At 71.5% G+C, this 17,320-nt stretch carries 18 protein-coding genes; 13 read left to right on the forward strand and 5 right to left on the reverse strand.

The genetic code is table 11. The annotated features are described in order from the left end of the window. Positions 1-8 precede the first annotated feature (8 nt). The 4 genes from KIS93_RS47535 to KIS93_RS47550 all read left to right on the forward strand — a co-directional run bounded on the left by KIS93_RS47535 (position 9) and on the right by KIS93_RS47550 (position 3,169). Positions 9-965, forward strand: coding sequence for a metal ABC transporter substrate-binding protein (locus tag KIS93_RS47535; RefSeq protein ID WP_080041874.1), 957 nt, complete (start codon positions 9-11; stop codon positions 963-965). Then, positions 962-1,741 (forward strand): metal ABC transporter ATP-binding protein, encoded by a 780-nt coding sequence (locus KIS93_RS47540; protein WP_080047119.1) that lies wholly within the window; start codon positions 962-964, stop codon positions 1,739-1,741. The genes KIS93_RS47535 and KIS93_RS47540 overlap by 4 nt, the downstream gene beginning before the upstream one ends. Before the next feature lie 166 nt (positions 1,742-1,907). Continuing rightward, the gene (locus KIS93_RS47545; protein WP_080047120.1) at positions 1,908-2,780 is read left to right on the forward strand and encodes a metal ABC transporter permease; all 873 of its coding nucleotides are present in this window, start codon (positions 1,908-1,910) and stop codon (positions 2,778-2,780) included. Further along, the gene (locus KIS93_RS47550) at positions 2,777-3,169 is read left to right on the forward strand and encodes a Fur family transcriptional regulator (protein WP_080041875.1); all 393 of its coding nucleotides are present in this window, start codon (positions 2,777-2,779) and stop codon (positions 3,167-3,169) included. The genes KIS93_RS47545 and KIS93_RS47550 overlap by 4 nt, the downstream gene beginning before the upstream one ends. 83 nt (positions 3,170-3,252) lie before the next feature. On the opposite strand, the gene KIS93_RS47555 is transcribed toward KIS93_RS47550, so the two are convergent. After that, a complete protein-coding gene (locus KIS93_RS47555) occupies positions 3,253-4,185 on the reverse strand; it encodes a DMT family transporter (RefSeq protein WP_186404846.1) in 933 nt (310 codons plus the stop codon). Positions 4,186-4,256: 71 nt separating this feature from the next. Here KIS93_RS47555 and KIS93_RS47560 point away from each other — a divergent pair, with 71 nt between their 5' ends. From KIS93_RS47560 to KIS93_RS47580, 5 genes are all read left to right on the forward strand, one after another. Continuing rightward, on the forward strand, positions 4,257-4,805 hold the full coding sequence (locus tag KIS93_RS47560) for a CGNR zinc finger domain-containing protein (protein WP_080041877.1): 549 nt from the start codon (positions 4,257-4,259) through the stop codon (positions 4,803-4,805). Positions 4,806-5,047: 242 nt separating this feature from the next. Further along, on the forward strand, positions 5,048-6,169 hold the full coding sequence (locus tag KIS93_RS47565) for a helix-turn-helix domain-containing protein (RefSeq protein WP_080041878.1): 1,122 nt from the start codon (positions 5,048-5,050) through the stop codon (positions 6,167-6,169). Continuing rightward, entirely contained in the window at positions 6,166-6,699 is a 534-nt protein-coding gene (locus KIS93_RS47570) for a hypothetical protein (protein WP_080041879.1), read from the forward strand. Before KIS93_RS47565 ends, KIS93_RS47570 begins: the two co-directional genes overlap by 4 nt. Before the next feature lie 80 nt (positions 6,700-6,779). Continuing rightward, complete coding sequence (locus KIS93_RS67920; protein ID WP_155128364.1) at positions 6,780-7,292, forward strand: NUDIX domain-containing protein; 513 nt, start codon at positions 6,780-6,782, stop codon at positions 7,290-7,292. 709 nt (positions 7,293-8,001) lie between these two features. Further along, positions 8,002-8,250: a hypothetical protein gene (locus tag KIS93_RS47580; RefSeq protein ID WP_155128366.1), complete on the forward strand. Its 249-nt coding sequence runs from the start codon at positions 8,002-8,004 to the stop codon at positions 8,248-8,250. 357 nt (positions 8,251-8,607) lie between these two features. Here the strand turns inward: KIS93_RS47580 and KIS93_RS47585 are convergent, their stop codons facing one another. After that, the gene (locus tag KIS93_RS47585) at positions 8,608-10,212 is read right to left on the reverse strand and encodes an ABC transporter permease (RefSeq protein ID WP_080041881.1); all 1,605 of its coding nucleotides are present in this window, start codon (positions 10,210-10,212) and stop codon (positions 8,608-8,610) included. A 135-nt stretch (positions 10,213-10,347) separates the two neighbouring features. Further along, positions 10,348-11,433 (reverse strand): saccharopine dehydrogenase family protein, encoded by a 1,086-nt coding sequence (locus tag KIS93_RS47590; RefSeq protein ID WP_080041882.1) that lies wholly within the window; start codon positions 11,431-11,433, stop codon positions 10,348-10,350. A 130-nt stretch (positions 11,434-11,563) separates the two neighbouring features. Here KIS93_RS47590 and KIS93_RS47595 point away from each other — a divergent pair, with 130 nt between their 5' ends. Further along, complete coding sequence (locus KIS93_RS47595; protein WP_080041883.1) at positions 11,564-12,490, forward strand: AraC family transcriptional regulator; 927 nt, start codon at positions 11,564-11,566, stop codon at positions 12,488-12,490. Positions 12,491-12,552: 62 nt separating this feature from the next. Next, on the forward strand, positions 12,553-13,335 hold the full coding sequence (locus KIS93_RS47600; protein ID WP_080041884.1) for a bestrophin-like domain: 783 nt from the start codon (positions 12,553-12,555) through the stop codon (positions 13,333-13,335). Here the strand turns inward: KIS93_RS47600 and KIS93_RS47605 are convergent. Next, on the reverse strand, positions 13,332-14,159 hold the full coding sequence (locus KIS93_RS47605) for an isoprenyl transferase (protein ID WP_230465486.1): 828 nt from the start codon (positions 14,157-14,159) through the stop codon (positions 13,332-13,334). The two genes, KIS93_RS47600 and KIS93_RS47605, sit on opposite strands and share 4 nt — an antisense overlap. Next, the gene (gene recO / locus KIS93_RS47610) at positions 14,102-14,836 is read right to left on the reverse strand and encodes a DNA repair protein RecO (RefSeq protein ID WP_080041886.1); all 735 of its coding nucleotides are present in this window, start codon (positions 14,834-14,836) and stop codon (positions 14,102-14,104) included. Before recO ends, KIS93_RS47605 begins: the two co-directional genes overlap by 58 nt. Positions 14,837-14,987: 151 nt before the next feature. On the opposite strand from recO, the gene KIS93_RS67925 reads away from it, so the two are divergent. Then, the gene (locus KIS93_RS67925; RefSeq protein ID WP_080041887.1) at positions 14,988-16,529 is read left to right on the forward strand and encodes a CDP-alcohol phosphatidyltransferase family protein; all 1,542 of its coding nucleotides are present in this window, start codon (positions 14,988-14,990) and stop codon (positions 16,527-16,529) included. Beyond that, entirely contained in the window at positions 16,526-17,248 is a 723-nt protein-coding gene (locus tag KIS93_RS67930) for a DUF5941 domain-containing protein (RefSeq protein ID WP_080041888.1), read from the forward strand. The genes KIS93_RS67925 and KIS93_RS67930 overlap by 4 nt, the downstream gene beginning before the upstream one ends. Positions 17,249-17,320: the final 72 nt, after the last annotated feature.

Raw genomic sequence — 17,320 nt, forward strand, 5'->3', positions numbered from 1 at the left:
TGATTTCCATGATGTCAGGATTTTCCCGGTCGAGGGCTGTCGGCCTGCTGGCCGCAGCCGCCCTGCTCACCGCCACCGCCGCCTGCGGCTCCGGCTCCGCCGAGACCGCCGCCACCTCCTCCCCCGATGGCGGGAAGGCCGAAGTGGTCGCGGCGTTCTACCCGCTGCAGTGGCTGACCGAGCAGGTCGGGGGATCCGACGCGAGCGTGACCGGCCTGACCGCCCCCGGCGTCGAGCCGCACGACCTGGAGCTGAGCATCCAGCAGGTCACCGAGCTCAAGGACGCCGCGCTCACCGTCTACATCAAGGGCATCCAGCCGGCCGTGGACGACGCCGTCGAGCCGGACACCAGCTTCGACGCCGCCACCGCCGTCACCACGATCCCCGCCGGCGAGCACACGGAGGAGGAGGGGGCGGAGGAAGGCGCGGAGGAGGAGCACGGCCACGAGGAGCTGTCGTACGACCCGCACCTCTGGCTCGACCCCGCCCGCCTGGCCACCGTCGCCACCAAGCTCGGCGAGCGCCTGGCCGCCGCCGACCCCGCGCACGCCCAGGGCTACAAGGACCGCGCCGCGAAGACCGCCGCCACGCTCGGGACCCTCGACCAGGAGTTCACCAAGGGCCTGAGCACCTGCAAGACCCGGACGCTGGTCACCGCGCACGAGGCGTTCGGCTACCTGGCGGACCGGTACAAGCTCAAGCAGGTCGGCATCACGCTCGACCCCGAGACCGAGCCGTCGCCCACCCGCCTGTCGGAGGTCGCCAAGCTGGCCAAGGCCGAGGGCGTCACCACGATCTTCACCGAGTCCCTCGTCAGCCCGAAGGTGGCCGAGGTGCTGGCCGCCCAGGTCGGGGCCAAGACGGCGGTGCTCGACCCGCTGGAGAGCAAGCCCTCCGGGGACTACCTCTCCGCCATGCGCGATAACCTCAAAACCCTACAAACAGCACTGGGGTGTACGGCATGAGCGAAACGGCCTTCGCGATGACCGACGGCCGGGTCTCCTTCGATGGCAAGCCCGTCCTTCGGGGAATCGACCTGACCGTGTGTCCCGGGGAGGTCGTCGCCCTGCTGGGCGCCAACGGCTCCGGCAAATCAACGCTCGTCCGCACGCTGCTCGGCCTCACGCCGCTGACCGGCGGCCGGACCCTCGTGTACGGCACCCCGCCCGCCAGGTTCCGCGACTGGTGGCGCATCGGCTACGTGCCCCAGCGGCTCCAGGTCGGCGGCGGCGTGCCCGCCACCGTCCGCGAGGTCGTCGCCTCGGGCCGCATCGCCCGGCAGAGCCGCCTGCGCCGGACCAGCGCCGCCGACAAGGCCGCCGTCGCCAGCGCCCTGGAGGCCGTCCGGCTGGCCGACCGGGCCGGCGACCCCGTGCAGTCGCTGTCAGGGGGGCAGCAGCAGCGGGTCCTCATCGCCCGGGCGCTGGCCGGGGAGCCCGACACGTACGTGATGGACGAGCCCACCGCCGGCGTCGACGCCGAGACGCAGCAGCTGCTCGCCGACACGCTGGCCGGGCTCGTCGAGGCCGGCAAGACCGTGGTGCTGGTCGCGCACGAGCTCGGCCCGCTGGAGCCGATCATCACGCGCGGCGTGGTCATCCGCGAGGGCCGCATCGCCCACGACGGCCGCCCGCCCCGCCCGGAGGGCGACTGCGCCCGGCCGGGCCACGAGCACCAGCACCCCCACGCGGAAGAGCCCGTCGGTGGGCCGCTCACCGGATGGCAGGGAGAACCACGGTGAGACAGGCGGAACGAGCGGCGAGGCAGGCGGCACGAGCGGTGGGGCAGGCGGCACGAGCGGTGGGGCTGGCGGCACGACCGGCGAGACAGGCGGCACGAGCGGTGGGGCAGGGGGAACCACCGGTCCGGCAGGGGGATCGACCGGTGCGACAGGGGGGACCAAAGTGATCTTCGAACTGCTCCAGGAGCAGCTCTTCCAGCTCGCGCTCGTCGCGGCCCTGCTGGTAGGGCTCTGCGCGCCCGCCGTCGGCACGTTCATCGTGCAGCGGCGGCTGTCGCTGCTCGGCGACGGCATCGGCCACGTGGCGCTGACCGGCGTCGCGCTCGGCTTCCTCACCGGCACCGCACCCGTCCTGACCGCCGTCATCGTCTCCATCGCCGGCGCCGTCGCCATCGAGCTGGTCAGGGCGCGCGGCCGCACCAGCGGTGACGTCGCGCTCGCGCTGCTGTTCTACGGCGGCATCGCCGGCGGCGTCATGCTCATGGGCATCGCGCCCGGCGGCAGCACCGCCAAGCTGAACTCCTACCTGTTCGGCGCCATCGCCAGCGTCACCGTCGAGGACATCTGGATCATCGGCGCGCTCGCCGCCGCCGTGATCGCGGTCGTCCTCATCTTCGGCAGGGAGCTGTTCGTGCTCTGCCAGGACGAGGAGATGGCCAAGGCCAGCGGCCTGCCCGTCCGCTTCCTCAGCCTGCTCATCGCCGTCACCGCCGCCCTCACCGTCGTCATCGCCATGCGGGTCGTCGGCCTGCTGCTCGTCAGCGCGCTCATGGTGATCCCCGTGGCCACCAGCCAGCAGCTCACCCGCGGCTTCCGCACCACGATGGGGCTGGCCATGCTGTTCGGCGTGCTCGCCTCCGTGGGCGGGCTGCTCGCCTCCACCTACTCCGCCAAGGTCCCGCCGGGCGCCGCGATCGTGCTTCTTGCCCTCGCCGGCTTCGTCCTGGCCCTCGGTGTCGGTAAATTCGTACGGCGAGGCCGTACCCAGGAGTCGACATTGAGCGAGCGACCACAGCTGCGCGTCGAGGAGATCGCATGACGACAAGGCGCGATGCCGTGCACGACACCCTCCGCCAGAGCGAAGGTTTCCGTAGCGCGCAGGACGTCTATGCCGAGATGCGCCTGCACGGGGCGAAGATCGGGCTGACCACCGTCTACCGGGCGTTGCAGGCCCTGGCCGACAAGGGCCAGGTCGACGTGCTGCGCACCGACGACGGCGAGTCCGTCTACCGCGCCTGCGCGACCGACACCCACCACCACCATCTGGTGTGCCGCAAGTGCGGCCGCACCGTGGAGGTCGCGGGGCCGGCCGTCGAGCGGTGGGCGGAGGCGGTGGGCAGCGAGCACGGCTTCACCGAGATCACCCACACCGTCGAGGTCTTCGGCACCTGCTCCTCCTGCTCGACGACCCCGGCGCGGGCGAGCTGATTTCACGCCCGGCCCGGGCGAGCCGAGACTCACGCCCGGCCCGGATCGAGCCAAGGGTCATGCTCGGCCCTAGCGAGCCGAGTTCACGCTGGGCCCGAACGGGCTGAGCTCACGCGTCCGTCGTCCGAGGGGACCTTCTCGGCGGAGGCCCGGGCGGGCGGCCTCCGGGACCCGTACAACACCCCCACCACGACCACCGCGCACCCGGCGAGCTGCAGCACCGACGGCCGCTCGCCGAGCACCAGGGTCGAGATCGCCACCGTGGACATCGGCTGCACCAGCAGCAGCAGCGCCGTGAGCGCGGCGGGCTGGCGCGGCAGCGAGTACGTGATCAGCGACCACCCCACCACCTGCGGCCCCAGCGCCAGCAGCACCAGCCACCCGTGCGCCGGCCAGCTCGGCATCAGGTCCGCGCCCCCGAAGACCGGGCTGAGCGCGGCGATGGCGACCGTGGCCACCACCGTCGCGTGCGCGAGCGGCCCCGCCGCCCGGTCGGACCCGCCTTTCAGGAGCAGCAGGTACGCCGCGTACGACAGCGACGTCGCGATCCCGGCCGCCACCCCCAGCATCGGATCGCTCCCATAGGCGGCGCTGTCGAACACCCCGGAGATCAGCACGACTCCCGCGAACACGACCGGCGTCCCCACCATCAGCCGCGTGGACGGCCGCTCCCCGAACAGCGCCCACGCGGCGAACGCCACGATGAACACCTGAAGGTTCCCCAGCACGGTCGCGAGCCCCGCGCCGACGTACGCGATCGCGTGGTGCCAGAACAGCAGGTCCAGCGCGAACACCACGCCCGCCGCCCACGACATCAGCACCGCCCTGCGCGGCAGCGGCCCGAACCTGCGCCGCTCCAGCCAGGCCAGCACCAGCATGGGCGGCACCGCGTACGCGCACCGGAACAACGCCGAGGTCGCCGGCGATACACCTGACAACCGCACGAGAGGGGCGGAGGTGGAGATGATGAGCGCGCCGACGATCGCGATCAGCACGATACGGCGATGTGCACTCATGGAAACCCCCGGAACCCCGAACAGGAGATACGCTGCGACCACGCTAGAAGCCAGCCCGGACAGGAGTCAACATGCCGTTTGGCCATGACATGGTGCATTCTCTGGCCACCGTTGTCGAACTGGTCAACACCTCGCCGTCCACCGGCGGCGAAGAGGGCCTGTCCGGCCTTGCCGAGCTGCAGGCGTTCGTGGAATCCCGCAAGATCAGCGGCGTCAGCACGCTCACGGCCCGCGACCTCGGCCAGGTCCGCATGGTCCGCGAGGCCTTCCACCGCGTCTTCACCGCCCCCGACCAGCCCACCGCCGTCCGCACCCTCAACGCGCTCCTGGCCGAGACCCGCATCACCCCGCGCCTCACCGAGCACGACGGCCACCCGCTGCACGTCCACTACTTCGCCGCCGACGCCACCCTCGCCGAGCACGTGGCCGCCGACTGCGGCGTCGCCCTCGCCCACCTCCTCGTGGAAGGCGAGGCCGAACGCCTGCGCACCTGCTCGGCCCCCGACTGCGACCGCGTCTTCGTCGACGAGTCCCGCAACCGCTCCCGCGTCTACTGCGACAGCCGCACGTGCGGCAACCGCATGCACGTAGCCGCCTACCGCGCCCGCCGCCGCGCCTGACCCCCAGAGCCTCGTAGGGGGTACCCGGGGAAACTGCTCGGCCCTCTCCCAAAGGCGTGCTTCGCACGATAAGAGCTCGGACAGCGCCCTGTGGGGGCACGCCCCCACACCCCCAGCGGTGGCCTGCCGGCCCCCGCACCCCCGGACGCGATCCCGCCGAGAAGACGCCGACCGCGAACCCATCACCACTATCAGACAAGCCCTTCCTTGCGATTTTCGCAATCGGTCCGTAGGCTCTTCCCATGGCCGGGGAAACTGCAGCACGTGTACGTCAGCTGATCGCGGAGAGCGGCCTCACCCAAGCGGAATTCGCCGTCAGAGCCGGCCTCGACGCCCCGAAGATGTCGAAGTCGTTGTCGGGCGTCAGACGATTCACCTCCCTCGACCTGGCCCGGATCGCCGACCTGTGCGGGGTGTCCGTCGACTGGCTGCTGGGTGCCGCCTCGATCACCCCCTCGATCGCCGCACGGACGGCCACCACCCCTCTCTCCTCCGCCGAGGAGGCCATCCGCGAGGCCGAGCGTCTCGCGCGGATCCGCGCCGACCTCGCCTACCTCGGCTACCGCCAGGAGGTCGCACGCCTGGAGCCCGCCCAAGCGGCCGGCTCCGTCCCGGCCCATGACCGCGACCTCGCCGCACGCGCCACGGCTCACGCCGCCGAGAAGGGCATCGAACTGTGGCGGTGCCAGGACCTCGCGAGCGCGGTGGAAGCGGCTTTCGGGGTAGACGTCCGGATCCACCGCCTGCCCGACGGCTTCGACGGGCTGTCCTGGTCCGACGGCGACACCTCGTTGATCGTGGTGGGCACCTCGGAGATTCCCGCCCGGCAGAGGTTCACCATCGCCCACGAGCTCGGCCACCTCCTCGCGAGAGACGACCAGGGCCTCCACCTCGACGTGAACCTCCACGACGCCGAGCACCGCCGCAAGCCCACCGAGAGGCGCGCGAACGCCTTCGCGGCCGAGCTGCTGCTGCCCGCCACGATGCTGCGCGAGAGAGCCGGGCAGCTCACCTGGTCGCTGGAGACCTTCGCACGGCTGGCGTGCGAGCTGTGGGTGTCACCGAGCACCCTCGCCTGGCGGCTGTTCAACCTCCAGCTCATCGACAAGAGCCGATGCGACTCCTTCCGGACCCTGACGACCTGGGATGCCGCCCGCAAGGCGGACGCGGTCGAGGCGCTCGGCGAATGGATCCAGCTCGCCTCCCGTCCACGCATCCCCGCGCCGCTGGTGCGCACGACGTTCCATGCGTACGCCGACGGGAAGACGACGCTCCGGCCGTACGCGAACCTGATCGGCGTCGACACCGACACGCTGCGTGAGGCGATCAGCGGCATGAGAGAGGATCCCCCGCTCCAGCCATGACCTGGTACTGGTTCCCTGACAACACCGTGCTGTGCAACTTCGCCTCGGTGGACAGCCTCTCGCTCCTCCAGCGGATCCTGCGCGAGCGAGGCCGCTGGACGGAAGCGATCGCCTACGAGGCTAGGCGATCTGCCCGCTTCTACCCTGATCTGGACAAGGTGGCGAGCGAAGGATGGCTCGGTGCGCCCATCGAGATCGATGATGAGGCAGAGGCCGAGCACGTCGAGCGGATTCGACGCGTCGTGTTCGGCGGCTCAGCGAGCGAGCCACTGAAACACCTAGGGGAAGCGCAGACCTGCCACATCATCCGCAACTGGGCAGCCTATGCCGGCTCCTACTGGATCACCGATGATCGCGACGCCCTCGAGTACGCGCGTCGCATCGGCATCACCGCCCGCGACACGGCCGATCTCATCAGCGAGGGCATCACCGACGGCTGCTGCACCCGTCATGAGGGGTACCGGCTCCTTCACCTCATGCGGGCGAAGGGCAGGAACCTTCGTATCCCGCCGAACCAGATGCGGCTCTGACCTCTCCCCGCGCGCCTGTGCCCAGGCTTGCGAAGGACGCGTCCCCCGTAACTGTCGGGCCTGATCAGTAGCGTGGCCGCATGCGTGTGGACGGGCCCGACCGGGTCATGTTGCGGGCGGCTCTGCTGGATGCGCGCAGGGCGGAAGCCGAGTTCGACGGCGCGTGCGCCTGGCTGGAGTCGGCCATGAAGGGGCCGATGGATCCGCTCGGAGCCGAGGTGTGGGTGCTGGACGAGAGCTTCCGGGAGGTGTTGCTGGTGCGGCACCGCCGGCGGGGCTGGGTGCCGCCGGGCGGGCGGGTGGAGCCTGGGGAGAGCCCGCGAGAGGCCGCTCGCCGCGAGTTGTACGAGGAGACGGGGGTCCGCGTCGAGTTACTGGACGTTCCGGCGGCGGTGGCGGTGCGGTCCTACGATCCCGGTCTTGGTCTCACGCTCGGCCTGTCCTACGGGGCCGTCGTGCGCCGGTCGGTGCCGTTGGTGGAGGAGTGCGGGCAGCCGGTGGCCTGGGTGCCTCTCTCGCACGACTGGGAGGGGGTGTTTCCGGAGGATCGTGCGCGCATCCGTGAGTACGCGAGGCGGAGGGCGGGAGCGTGACGCGCGCCCGGTACAACCGTAGCGGCGAGGGGGCGCGTAACTCCTCGGCGGGGAACACCTTCTGCTCGGGGAAACGTGCCCGGCAGGCGGGCTCCGCATGGCGGTCGAGCTCGTCGTCGGGCACCTGGGGCGGCCGTGGCCCACAGGGAGACGGCCTGGGCGCCGCCCCCTACCGGCACGGTGGAGTCGAAGATCACCATGCTGATCTCGGGGCGAGATCTCCTCACCGGACTCGCACCACTCACGCAACCTCGCCGAACAGGACCTCCCGCGTCTCTCCGGGCTCATCCTCCCGTGCGGGCCGATCGGGTGCCAAGACCCCGGCCCCCTGCGCCGCGCGGCCCGACGGTTCGGGCGCTAGATCAACTTCTTAGAAAATATGTGCGATTTCATGCCGGACTTTACCGCTCGGACCCGGGCGACTTTCTCTCGCGGGGACACCTATCGGGTACGTCACATTCCGTGGTTATTCGCAGTGATGTCGCCGCGCATTCGGGGCGAGGCGGGCTGAATTGCGCAACAGCTATCAGCGGCCCGTAACGTGCGGGAGGGCGGGCACGGCGGGCCCACGGGGGACCGTGTGCAGGCCGCACCCCCTGCCGCCCCAGGGTCGAGAATCAGAAGAATACTCACATCCGGACAGCGACTTGTTAATGCCTTCTGGAAAGACTTCGTATTCAGCTCTGACGTCGGCGGCTACGATAGGCCCATGAAACGCTATTTTCGACACGAGGCTGAATCCGATTTGGGCGAGGGAATCGCATACCTCGAGTTCGACGGGCAGTGGGTGAGCCGCCAGTTGGAGATTTACGAAGACGGCGTTTTCAGGGGCACCGCGAGCGATTCTCCCGACATGATGACCGACCAGCCGCTGGAGGAGCTGGGGCTCACGGAGGAGCACGAGATCAGCGCGGAGGAGTTCAACGAGGCGTGGCAATCAGCATCTGACCTGACGTGACGGCCCCAGGTCGTGGTTGGTGATGGCCTCAGTCGTGATTGGCGATGGCCTCGCGCCGTCGCTCGTGACGGCGGCTGCTCGCGGCGCATTCACTCGCGACCTGCCGCATGACCTGCCCGAACGGCCCGCCCGAACCACCTGCGCGAACGGCCTGCGCGGACGGCGTGCGCGAACGGCCTGCCGCGCGATTTGCCCCACAGCCTGCCGCGTGACCTGCATACGAGGTGGCGGCAGGCTGGAGGCAGAGATGAGCCGGCTTGGGCTCAGGCGACGACGGCTGCTCGGCGAGCAGCATCCGCGCCATCGACTCAGGCGACGACGGTTGCCCGCCGAACCCGGGCCGCCGCCGGGAAAGGGTCAGGTGCCGAAGTCGCGGTGGCGCAAGGCGAGCAGGCCCGCAGCTGTCAGGAGGGCCGTGATCGCGAGCAGCGCCGTCACCGGGACGAGCGGGAACGCGGTGGCGAGCATGGCGTTGGGGATGTAGTGGAACGGCTCGGCCGGGCTGCCGCCCCACAGCCCGTACAGCGGCCCGACCACCTGGCCGAGGCCGGTGGTCAGGATCCACGCGAGCCACACGATCACCACCGCGGCCCGTGGCAGGAGGCCATACGCCAGCAGGCACACCGCCCCCACGCACCACGCCGCCGGGACGGTGCTCAGCGCGCCCGCCAGGTAGGCCGGGGCGTCGGTGAGCAGGTGGCCGGCGGCCAGGGAGTAGATCACGCCGAAGGCGAGCCCGGCCACGGCCATCAGGGCCGCCGTGCCGAGCGCGGTCACGAGGAGGTGGCCGGACGCCCAGCGCAGGCGGGTCATGGGGGTGGCGTGCAGGGCCTCGGCACGTCCGGACGTCTCCTCCGCCCGTAGCCGGACGATCATGAGGACCGGGTAGAGGGCGACGGCGTAGGCGATGATCAGGATCAGGTACCAGAGGTAACCGGCGACCATCTTCTCGCCCGCGGCGATGCCGAGGAAGTGGGTGATGTTGTCGACGATGATGCTGGGCCGGGAGACCAGGTCGCGGGCGGGCGCGGTCAGCGCGCCCCCGAGCAGGGCGAAGACCGCCACCCCCGCCAGCCATTTGAGCAGGAGCGCGCGGTGCAGCCGCCAGGCCAGGCTGACCGGGCCGCGCAGCCCGGGGGCCGACTCGCGGCCCGGGCGCTCGGGCAGCAGGCCGGAGCCGAGGTCGCGGCGGGCGAGCAGCCGGTACGCGGCCCCGTACAGGATCGCCGACACCAGCACGCAGACCCCCAGCAGCCACCACCGCTCGCTCTGGTACGGCTCCACCAGGTGGACCCAGCCCACCGGCGACAGGTACTTCAGCCACGCCTGCCCGGACACGTCGGCCGCGAAGCGCAGCACGTAGGCGGCGCCGAGGGCGGTCAGGGCGATCACGGTCGCGGCGTGGGCGTTGCGGGAGAGCTGCGCGGCGACGGCCGCGATGCCGCCGAACATCCAGCCGGCGACCGCGATGCCGCCGCCGTAGGTGAGCGAGCCGGCCGGCTCCAGCCCTACCCCGATCAGCGCGGCGGCGGTCAGCGCGCCGCCGATCAGGCTGGTCCCGCCGGCGACCAGCAGCGCGGCCGTCAACGGGGCGGCCCGGCCGATCCGGCCGGCCAGGACCAGCTCGCTCCGGCCCGCGTCCTCCTCCTTGCGGGTGTGGCGGATCACGGACATCAGGGCCGCCAGCGCGCTGGCGAGGTAGAGGAAGCCGCCGCTGCGCCAGGTGGCGAGCACGTCGAGGCGCGGCTCCACGACGCCGCCGCCGATCGCGCGCAGGAACGGGTTGCCGGCGATGACCTTGAGGTAGGTGAGCTTGAGCTCGTACGTGCCCATGTTCCGGTTGATGTAGGCGACCATCACCAGGGACAAGGACACGATCAGCAGGATCCACCAGGGGGCGATGCCTCGTTCGCGGCGCAGGGCGAGGCGGGCGAGGGTGCCGGTGCCGAGGGTGGCGTTCATCGGGCCTCCCGGCACCGGGCGAGCGGTCCGTTCACCGTGACCAGCTCCTGTTCATGGGTATAGCCGACTGTTCTGGTGAACAGGAGGCTATACCCACGTATAGCGCGCGACAAGGCGGGCCTCACCTCCGCACGTTCAGGCCGGGGTCACCTGCCAGGTGACGCCGTGCGAGGTGAGGTGGTCGAGGAAGGACGCCGGGTCGAACGCCTGCGCCGGCGTCACCGCCCCCGCCGGTGCACCGTCCGCGACCAGGCGGCGCGCACCCTCGACGGCGATCACCGCGGTCATCCCGTAGGGGTCGAGCCCCGTCACCCAGCCCCGCGCCCGCTTCCCGCCCGCGCCACCGGAGCCGTCAGCACCGCCTGCACCGCCCGCGCCGTCCGGGCCGGTCGCCTCGGCCAGCATCAGCCAGCGCGAGGCCCGCCTGGCCGCCTCGTCCGGGATCTCGGGGACGCTCGCCACGACGTCGGGCGTCAGCGCCGAGAACATGGCCGCCACCTCGGTCCGGATCGCGCTGCGGACCCGCCCCGCCCGCACGTGCCTCGGGACGGTGACCACGCCGGGCAACGCGAACACGGCGACGGCCACCTGCCCGTCCTCCCCGGGAACGGCGAGGGACGCGCCCTCGTCGAGACCGTCCGGGTGCCAGGTCCCGTCCGTGTACGCCAGCGGCTCCTCCCCGAGCACCGCCGCCATCGACCGCGCGGTCCCCCGCGAGGCGGCCCCGGGCCCCCGCAGGTCCGCCACCAGCACCTCGGCCACGGCGACACCTCCGGACGAGCCGATGGTGCCGGCCCGCTCGGCCACCAGGTGCGCGATCATGTCCCCCGGCCCGCCGTCGTCGGCCAGCCCCGGCACGACCGTGACCCCGGCCCGCACGGCGTCCTCGTGCGCCTCGTCGAGCACCCGGCCGATGTACCGCTGCTCCCCCGAGGTGTCCACGTAGTGCGCTCCGGCGGCGATCGCGGCCCGGATGACCGGCTCCCCCAGCACCGTGAAAGGCCCGGCACAGTTGATCACCACCGGGCAGTCCCGGAACGCCTCCGCCAGCGCGTCCGGCTCGTCGAGCCCGGCCACCCGGATCTCCTCGCCGGCCTCGGCGACGCTCCGCAACCGCGACTCGGACCTCCCGACGAGCACCGGCGTGAACCCGCGCCGCCGCACCTCCGCCACCGTGAGCCGTCCGGTGAACCCGCTGGCTCCATGCACTGCGACCTTCATCGTCTCCTCCTCAACCGCCTTGATCGACGCAGCTCACGCTAGGAGGAGGAGCGGCGGGTGCCCATGTCCGGCGCTCCGCCCGCCATGTCCGATCGTCCAGCAGCACCCCGCCAAGCGATACCGTTCGGACATGGACGTGCTCAGCGACGCCATCTCCGCCATGCGCACAGGGCGGCCGCACGCCTCGCGCACCCGCCTGCACGGCCCCTGGGGCATGCGGTTCCAGCCGCAGCAGGGCGCCGGGTTCCACGTGATCCTGCAAGGCTCGTGCTGGCTGCTGCCCGCCTCAGGGGAGCCGGTGCACCTCGGGGTGGGCGATGTGGTGTTCCTGCCGCGCGAGCTGGGTCACGGCCTCGCGGACGCGGTCACCACGCCGCTGGTGGAGGCCGTCCCCGAGTACGAGGACGGCTCCCCCATCGGCAGCCTGCACCGCGACGGCCCCGGCCCGCTGACGGAGATGTTGTGCGGGGCGTACCGGCTGGACCAGTCGAGGCTCCACCCGCTGCTGACCGAGCTGCCCGACGTCATGCACATCCCGGCCAGCATCGGCCGCCACCCGTCCCTGAGGGGCGCGATCGAGCTGCTCGGACGCGAGCTCCAGTCCATGCAGGACGCGGGGTTCGAGACCGCCACGTCGGCGCTGCTCGACGTCCTGCTCGTATACGTCCTGCGCGCCTGGTACGACAGCCGGCCCGGCGACGAGGCCACCGGCTGGGGCGCGGCGCTGCGGGATCCGGCGGTGACGGCGGCGCTGCGGGCCATCCACCAGCATCCGGCGACACCGTGGACGGTGCAGTCGCTGGCGGCCCGGGCGGGGCTGTCGCGGGCGGCGTTCGCGCAGCGGTTCGCGGGCAAAGTGGGGGCGCCGCCGCTGGCGTACCTGACGTGGTGGCGGATGACGACGGCGGCGCGGCTGCTGCGCGAGACCGACCTGCCGCTGCGGTCGGTGGCGGAGCGGACGGGGTACGCGACGGAGTTCGCGTTCGCCAAGGCGTTCAAGCGGGAGTTCGGCACCGCACCGGGCCGCTACAGAAGCAGCGGCGGCACATCAGGCTGATCACCCCCTGGCGCTCGACTCTCACTGTGCGCGATCATTCACGCACGGAAAGTGAGGTCACCATGCTCATCGCCGCCATCGGCCTGCTCATCGCCGGAACGTTCGCCGCGCTCGCGGCCCTCGCCGCGTACGTCGCCAACCGCCGCATCCCCGCCCAGACCCGCCAGGACTACCGCGACGGCAGCGGGGTGATCACCGGCATCGTCGGCACCCTGTTCGCGGTCAGCATCGGCCTGGTCGTGGTCGCCGCGTGGAACCAGGTCAACACCGCCACCGAGACCAGCGCGACCGAGGCCAGCAACCTGACGGACGTCTACTGGTACTCGCGCACGCTGCCCGCCCCGCAGCGCGTCGCCCTGCAGACGCTCGCCGGTAACTACACCACCACGGTCATCCGCGAGGAGTGGCCTCTCATGGCCGAGGAGCACCGCCTGTCGCCGAGCGCCTGGCGGGCCTCGGAGCAGCTGCGCGCGTTCTTCCAGACCGTCCAGCCGGACGGCAGCGGCCCCTCGGCCCGCTACGGGCAGGCGCTGAGCCGCATGCAGGCCGTCCTGGACGCGCGCCGCTCGCGCGCCCAGATGGCCGACACCGGCGTGCCGCCGCTGCTGTGGGTGGCGCTGGCGACCTGCGGGCTGGTCGCGCTGCTGCCCTCGATCCTGTGCGGCAGCGCCAACCGGAAAGTGCACATCACCATGGCGGCGGCCGTGGGCGGCATGGTGGGGCTGGTGCTGTTCCTGGTCTACCAGCTCGACTTCCCCTTCAGCGGCGGCATCTCGATCACGCCGGCCGCCTTCGAGCAGGCGCTCGACCGCTTCGCCAGCATCCGCGCTCTTGGAGCCGGCTAGACCTGGTTGGGGATCGCCCCGCCGTAGCGCCGGTCGCGCTTGGCGTAGATCTCGCACCCCTCCCACAGGTCCCGCCGGTCGAAGTCGGGCCACAGCCGGTCGAGGAAGACCATCTCGGCGTAGGCGGACTGCCACAGCAGGAAGTTGGAGAAGCGCTGCTCCCCCGACGAGCGCAGGAACAGGTCGACCGGCGGGATCTCGGGCTCGTCGAGGTAGCGGGCGAACGTCTTCTCGTTGACCTTCGACGGCTTGACCCGCCCGGCCGCGATGTCCTCGGCCAGCTTGAGCGCGGCGTCGACGATCTCGGCCTGCCCGCCGTAATTGACACAGAACTGCAAGGTCAGCGTGCGGTTGGACGTCGTCATCTCCTCGGCGGTCTGCAGCTCGGAGATGACGCTCTTCCACAGCCGGCCGGGCCGCCCGGCCCAGCGCACGCGCACGCCCATCGCGTTGAGCTCGTCGCGCCGCCGCCGGATGACGTCGCGGTTGAAGCCCATGAGGAAGCGCACCTCGTCGGGCGAGCGCTTCCAGTTCTCCGTGGAGAACGCGTACGCGCTCAGGTAGGGGATGCCCAGCTCGATGGCGCCCTCGATGACGTCGAACAGCGACGACTCGCCGGCCTTGTGCCCCTCGGTGCGGGGCAGGCCGCGGGCCTTGGCCCAGCGGCCGTTGCCGTCCATGACGATCGCGACGTGCCGGGGCACCAGCTCGCGCGGGATGGGCGGCGGGGTCGCCCCCGACGGGTGGGGGGACGGAGGTCGTACGTTCACGCGGGCTCCCTTTCGACGTGTCGGAGAGAGCGTATTCCGTGTTCGAGGTGCCATTGCAGATATGCGGCGACCAGGCCGCTGCACTCGCTGCGGTGGCGCGACTCGGAGGCGTCGGCGGTGGCCCAGTCGCCGCGCAGCAGCGCCGTCATGAGCCCGATCGTCTCGCCGGCGGGCACGGCCGAGCCGGCCGGCTTGCACGCCCCGCACACCACGCCGCCCGCGACGATGGCGAACGCCCTGATGGCCGGCGCCTGGCACTTGGCGCACGCCTCGAGCGCGGGAGCGTAGCCGGCCACGGCCAGGGAGCGCAGGAAGTAGGCGTCGAGCACCAGCCTGGCCTCGTGGCCGCGGTCGGCGAGCGTGCGCAGCCCGCCCACCAGCAGCAGGAACTGCCGCAGCGCGGGCTCCTTCTCGCCGTGCGTGAGCCGGTCGGCGGTCTCCAGCATGGCGCTGCCGGCGGTGTAGCGGGGGTAGTCGGCGGCCAGCGCCTCCCCGTAGGGCCTGATCGTCTCCGCCTGGGTGACGACGTCGAGCGTGCGGCCGGTGTGCAGCTGCAGGTCGACGTGCGTGAACGGCTCCAGCCTGGCCCCGAAGCGCGACTTCGTGCGGCGCACGCCGCGCGCCACCGCCCGGATCTTGCCCGTGCGCTTGGCCAGGATCGTGACGATGCGGTCGGCCTCACCGAGCTTCTGGGTGCGTAGCACCACGCCTTCGTCACGGTAGAGACTCACTCGCACATCTTACGGCCGACCTGTATACCGGCGGACGGAACGTTACGGGCATGCTCGTGTGACGCGACTTTGCGTCACTCTCACTAGACTTTGACCCCTGTCCCCGCATTACCCGTTGTTCAACCCCCCGCTACCGCCTCGAAAGGGAGTCATGACCCGCGTGGTCCTGCTGGGCGCCTCGCCCGGCCCCGACATCTCTCCGACCGGCCTGAGGCTGGCCGCGCTTTCCGGCAATCCGTCCGTGTCCGAACGGCTGCGCAGCCAGCTCACCTCCATGGATCCGCGCTTCGCCACGATCCCGACGGACGACGTGGCGTCCGCGCTGCGCGCCCTGGCCGACGTCGCCGAGCAAGCAACGGAGAGCCTGTTCATCATCCCTGAGAACTCTGTCGTCCACGACGAGCTGATCTACCAGATCACCAAGTCCAAGCGCGGTGCGCTGGCGCTCGTCGCGAAAGAGCCGCGGGTGGGGGTGACGGAGGACAACGGCCTGGAGGAGAACGGCCCCGAGGACAACGCCGCCGAGGATCGCATCCCCATCGACGAGGCCGAGCCCGAGATCGGCATGAACCGCGTCGAGGGCCTGCCGGTGCGCCTGCGTGTCGGCAAGTCGCGCGTCGTCTCGGTGGGCACCGCCAACCACGCCGTGACCAGGCCGAACGCGGTGGCGCTCGGCCCCCTGCACATCAGCGCGCGCAACGCGCCGCGGCTGGCCGAGACGTGCCGCGAACTGGCGGCGATGGCCGACCGGTTCGGCGCCGACGACGACCTGGTGCAGCTCGTCGTGTTCGGTCTGGTGCGCAACGGCGTGTCGGTCGGCATCAGGGGCCGGCGCGACCTGTTCTACCGCCGGGTCACCACCCAGGAGGAGGTGAACGAGGCCGGCGCCGAGATGGCCGGGATGGACGAAGACCGCTCCCGCCTGAACAACGCCGTCAAGGGCGCCGACGGCTTCTTCACCACGTTCTTCGTCTCCACCTACTCCCGCTACATCGCCCGCTGGGCCGCCCGCCGCGGCCTGACGCCGAACCAGGTGACGCTGATCTCGATCACGCTGGGCGTGGCCGCGGCCGCCTGCTTCGCCACCGGCGAGCGCCCGTGGATGGTGCTGGGCGGCGTGCTGATCTACTTCGCCTTCGTCTTCGACTGCGTCGACGGGCAGGTCGCCCGGTACGCCCGCAAGTTCGGCGTGCTGGGGGCCTGGCTGGATGCGACGTTCGACCGGTTCAAGGAGTACGTCGTCTTCGCGGGCCTGGCCGTCGGCTGGGTGGTCTCCGGCAACGGCGACGAGATCTGGATCCTCGCGCTGGCCGCGTTGAGCCTGCAGTCCGTCCGCCACCTGCTCGACTTCTCCTTCGGCGTCGCCAACCGCCGCAAGCCCCCGGCCCCGCTGCCCACGACCCCGCTCGACGCCCCCGACGACCGCGACCTGCGCCAGAAGCTGACCGCCCGCAAGGTGGAGCGCAGCCAGGGTCTGCGTGGCGTGCTGAAGATGTGGACGAAGGCCGGCAAGTACCGTGTCGTCCACTGGGCGCGTAAGATGATCGTCTTCCCCATCGGCGAGCGCTTCGCGGCCATCGCGATCACCGCCGCCCTCTTCGACGCCCGGATCACCTTCATCACGCTCGTGATCTGGGGCTCCGTCGCCGCCGCCTACACCCTCACCGGACGCCTCATGAGGTCGCTCGTATGATCACCCACCCGCAGGCCATGGCCACCCCCACGCCGGACCCCGACGAGGAGCGCCGCCGCATCCAGACCGCCCGGCTCGTCGCCTACCGCGACGACGGGCCGCTCGCCACCGTCCTGGCCGGCAAGCTCGGCGGCGGTCTGCCGCCCGTGCCCGCCACGCTCGTGGCCCTGCTCGCCGTGGTCGGCGTCACGGTCGCGGGGCTGCTCGACTCCGGCGGCCCCATCCTGCTGCTGCCTGTCGCGATCGTGCTGCTGCTGGTGCTGCCCACGACGCCGCGCGACCACCTGGGCCGCTTCGACTGGCTCACCCCGCCGCTGCTGCGCGCGGCCGAGTTCTTCACCATCATCGCGATCGGCCTGACGGCCGAGGCGCCGAAGTGGCTGCTGTTCGTGCTGGTGTACGTCGTCGGCTACCACACCTACGACACCGTCTACCGCACGCGCCAGAGCATCTGGCCCCCTGCCTGGGTGTTCCGGGCGGGGCTCGGCTGGGAGCTGCGGCTGCTGGTCATCGGGGCCGGGGCGGCGCTGGGCGTGCTGACGCCGGTGCTGGCGGTGCTGACGGCGTACCTGTTCGTGCTGTTCGCGGTGGAGAGCGTGACGAGCTGGGTGCGCCTGGACAAGGCGTCCGCCCAGGCGGGCGCCGACGCCGAGCAGGACCTGGAGGCGTCCCCGGAGGACGCCCTGGAGCAGGCGACGGGGGAGGCCGAGAAGGGCTGAGCCTTCCCCTCCTCGTCATGCGGCGCCGCGCCTTCCGCGCGCGGCGCCGTTCCCTTTTCTCGGGATCTGGAG

Origin of the sequence: [Actinomadura] parvosata subsp. kistnae (assembly GCF_900323885.1) — a bacterium.
Classification (GTDB): domain Bacteria; phylum Actinomycetota; class Actinomycetes; order Streptosporangiales; family Streptosporangiaceae; genus Nonomuraea; species Nonomuraea composti.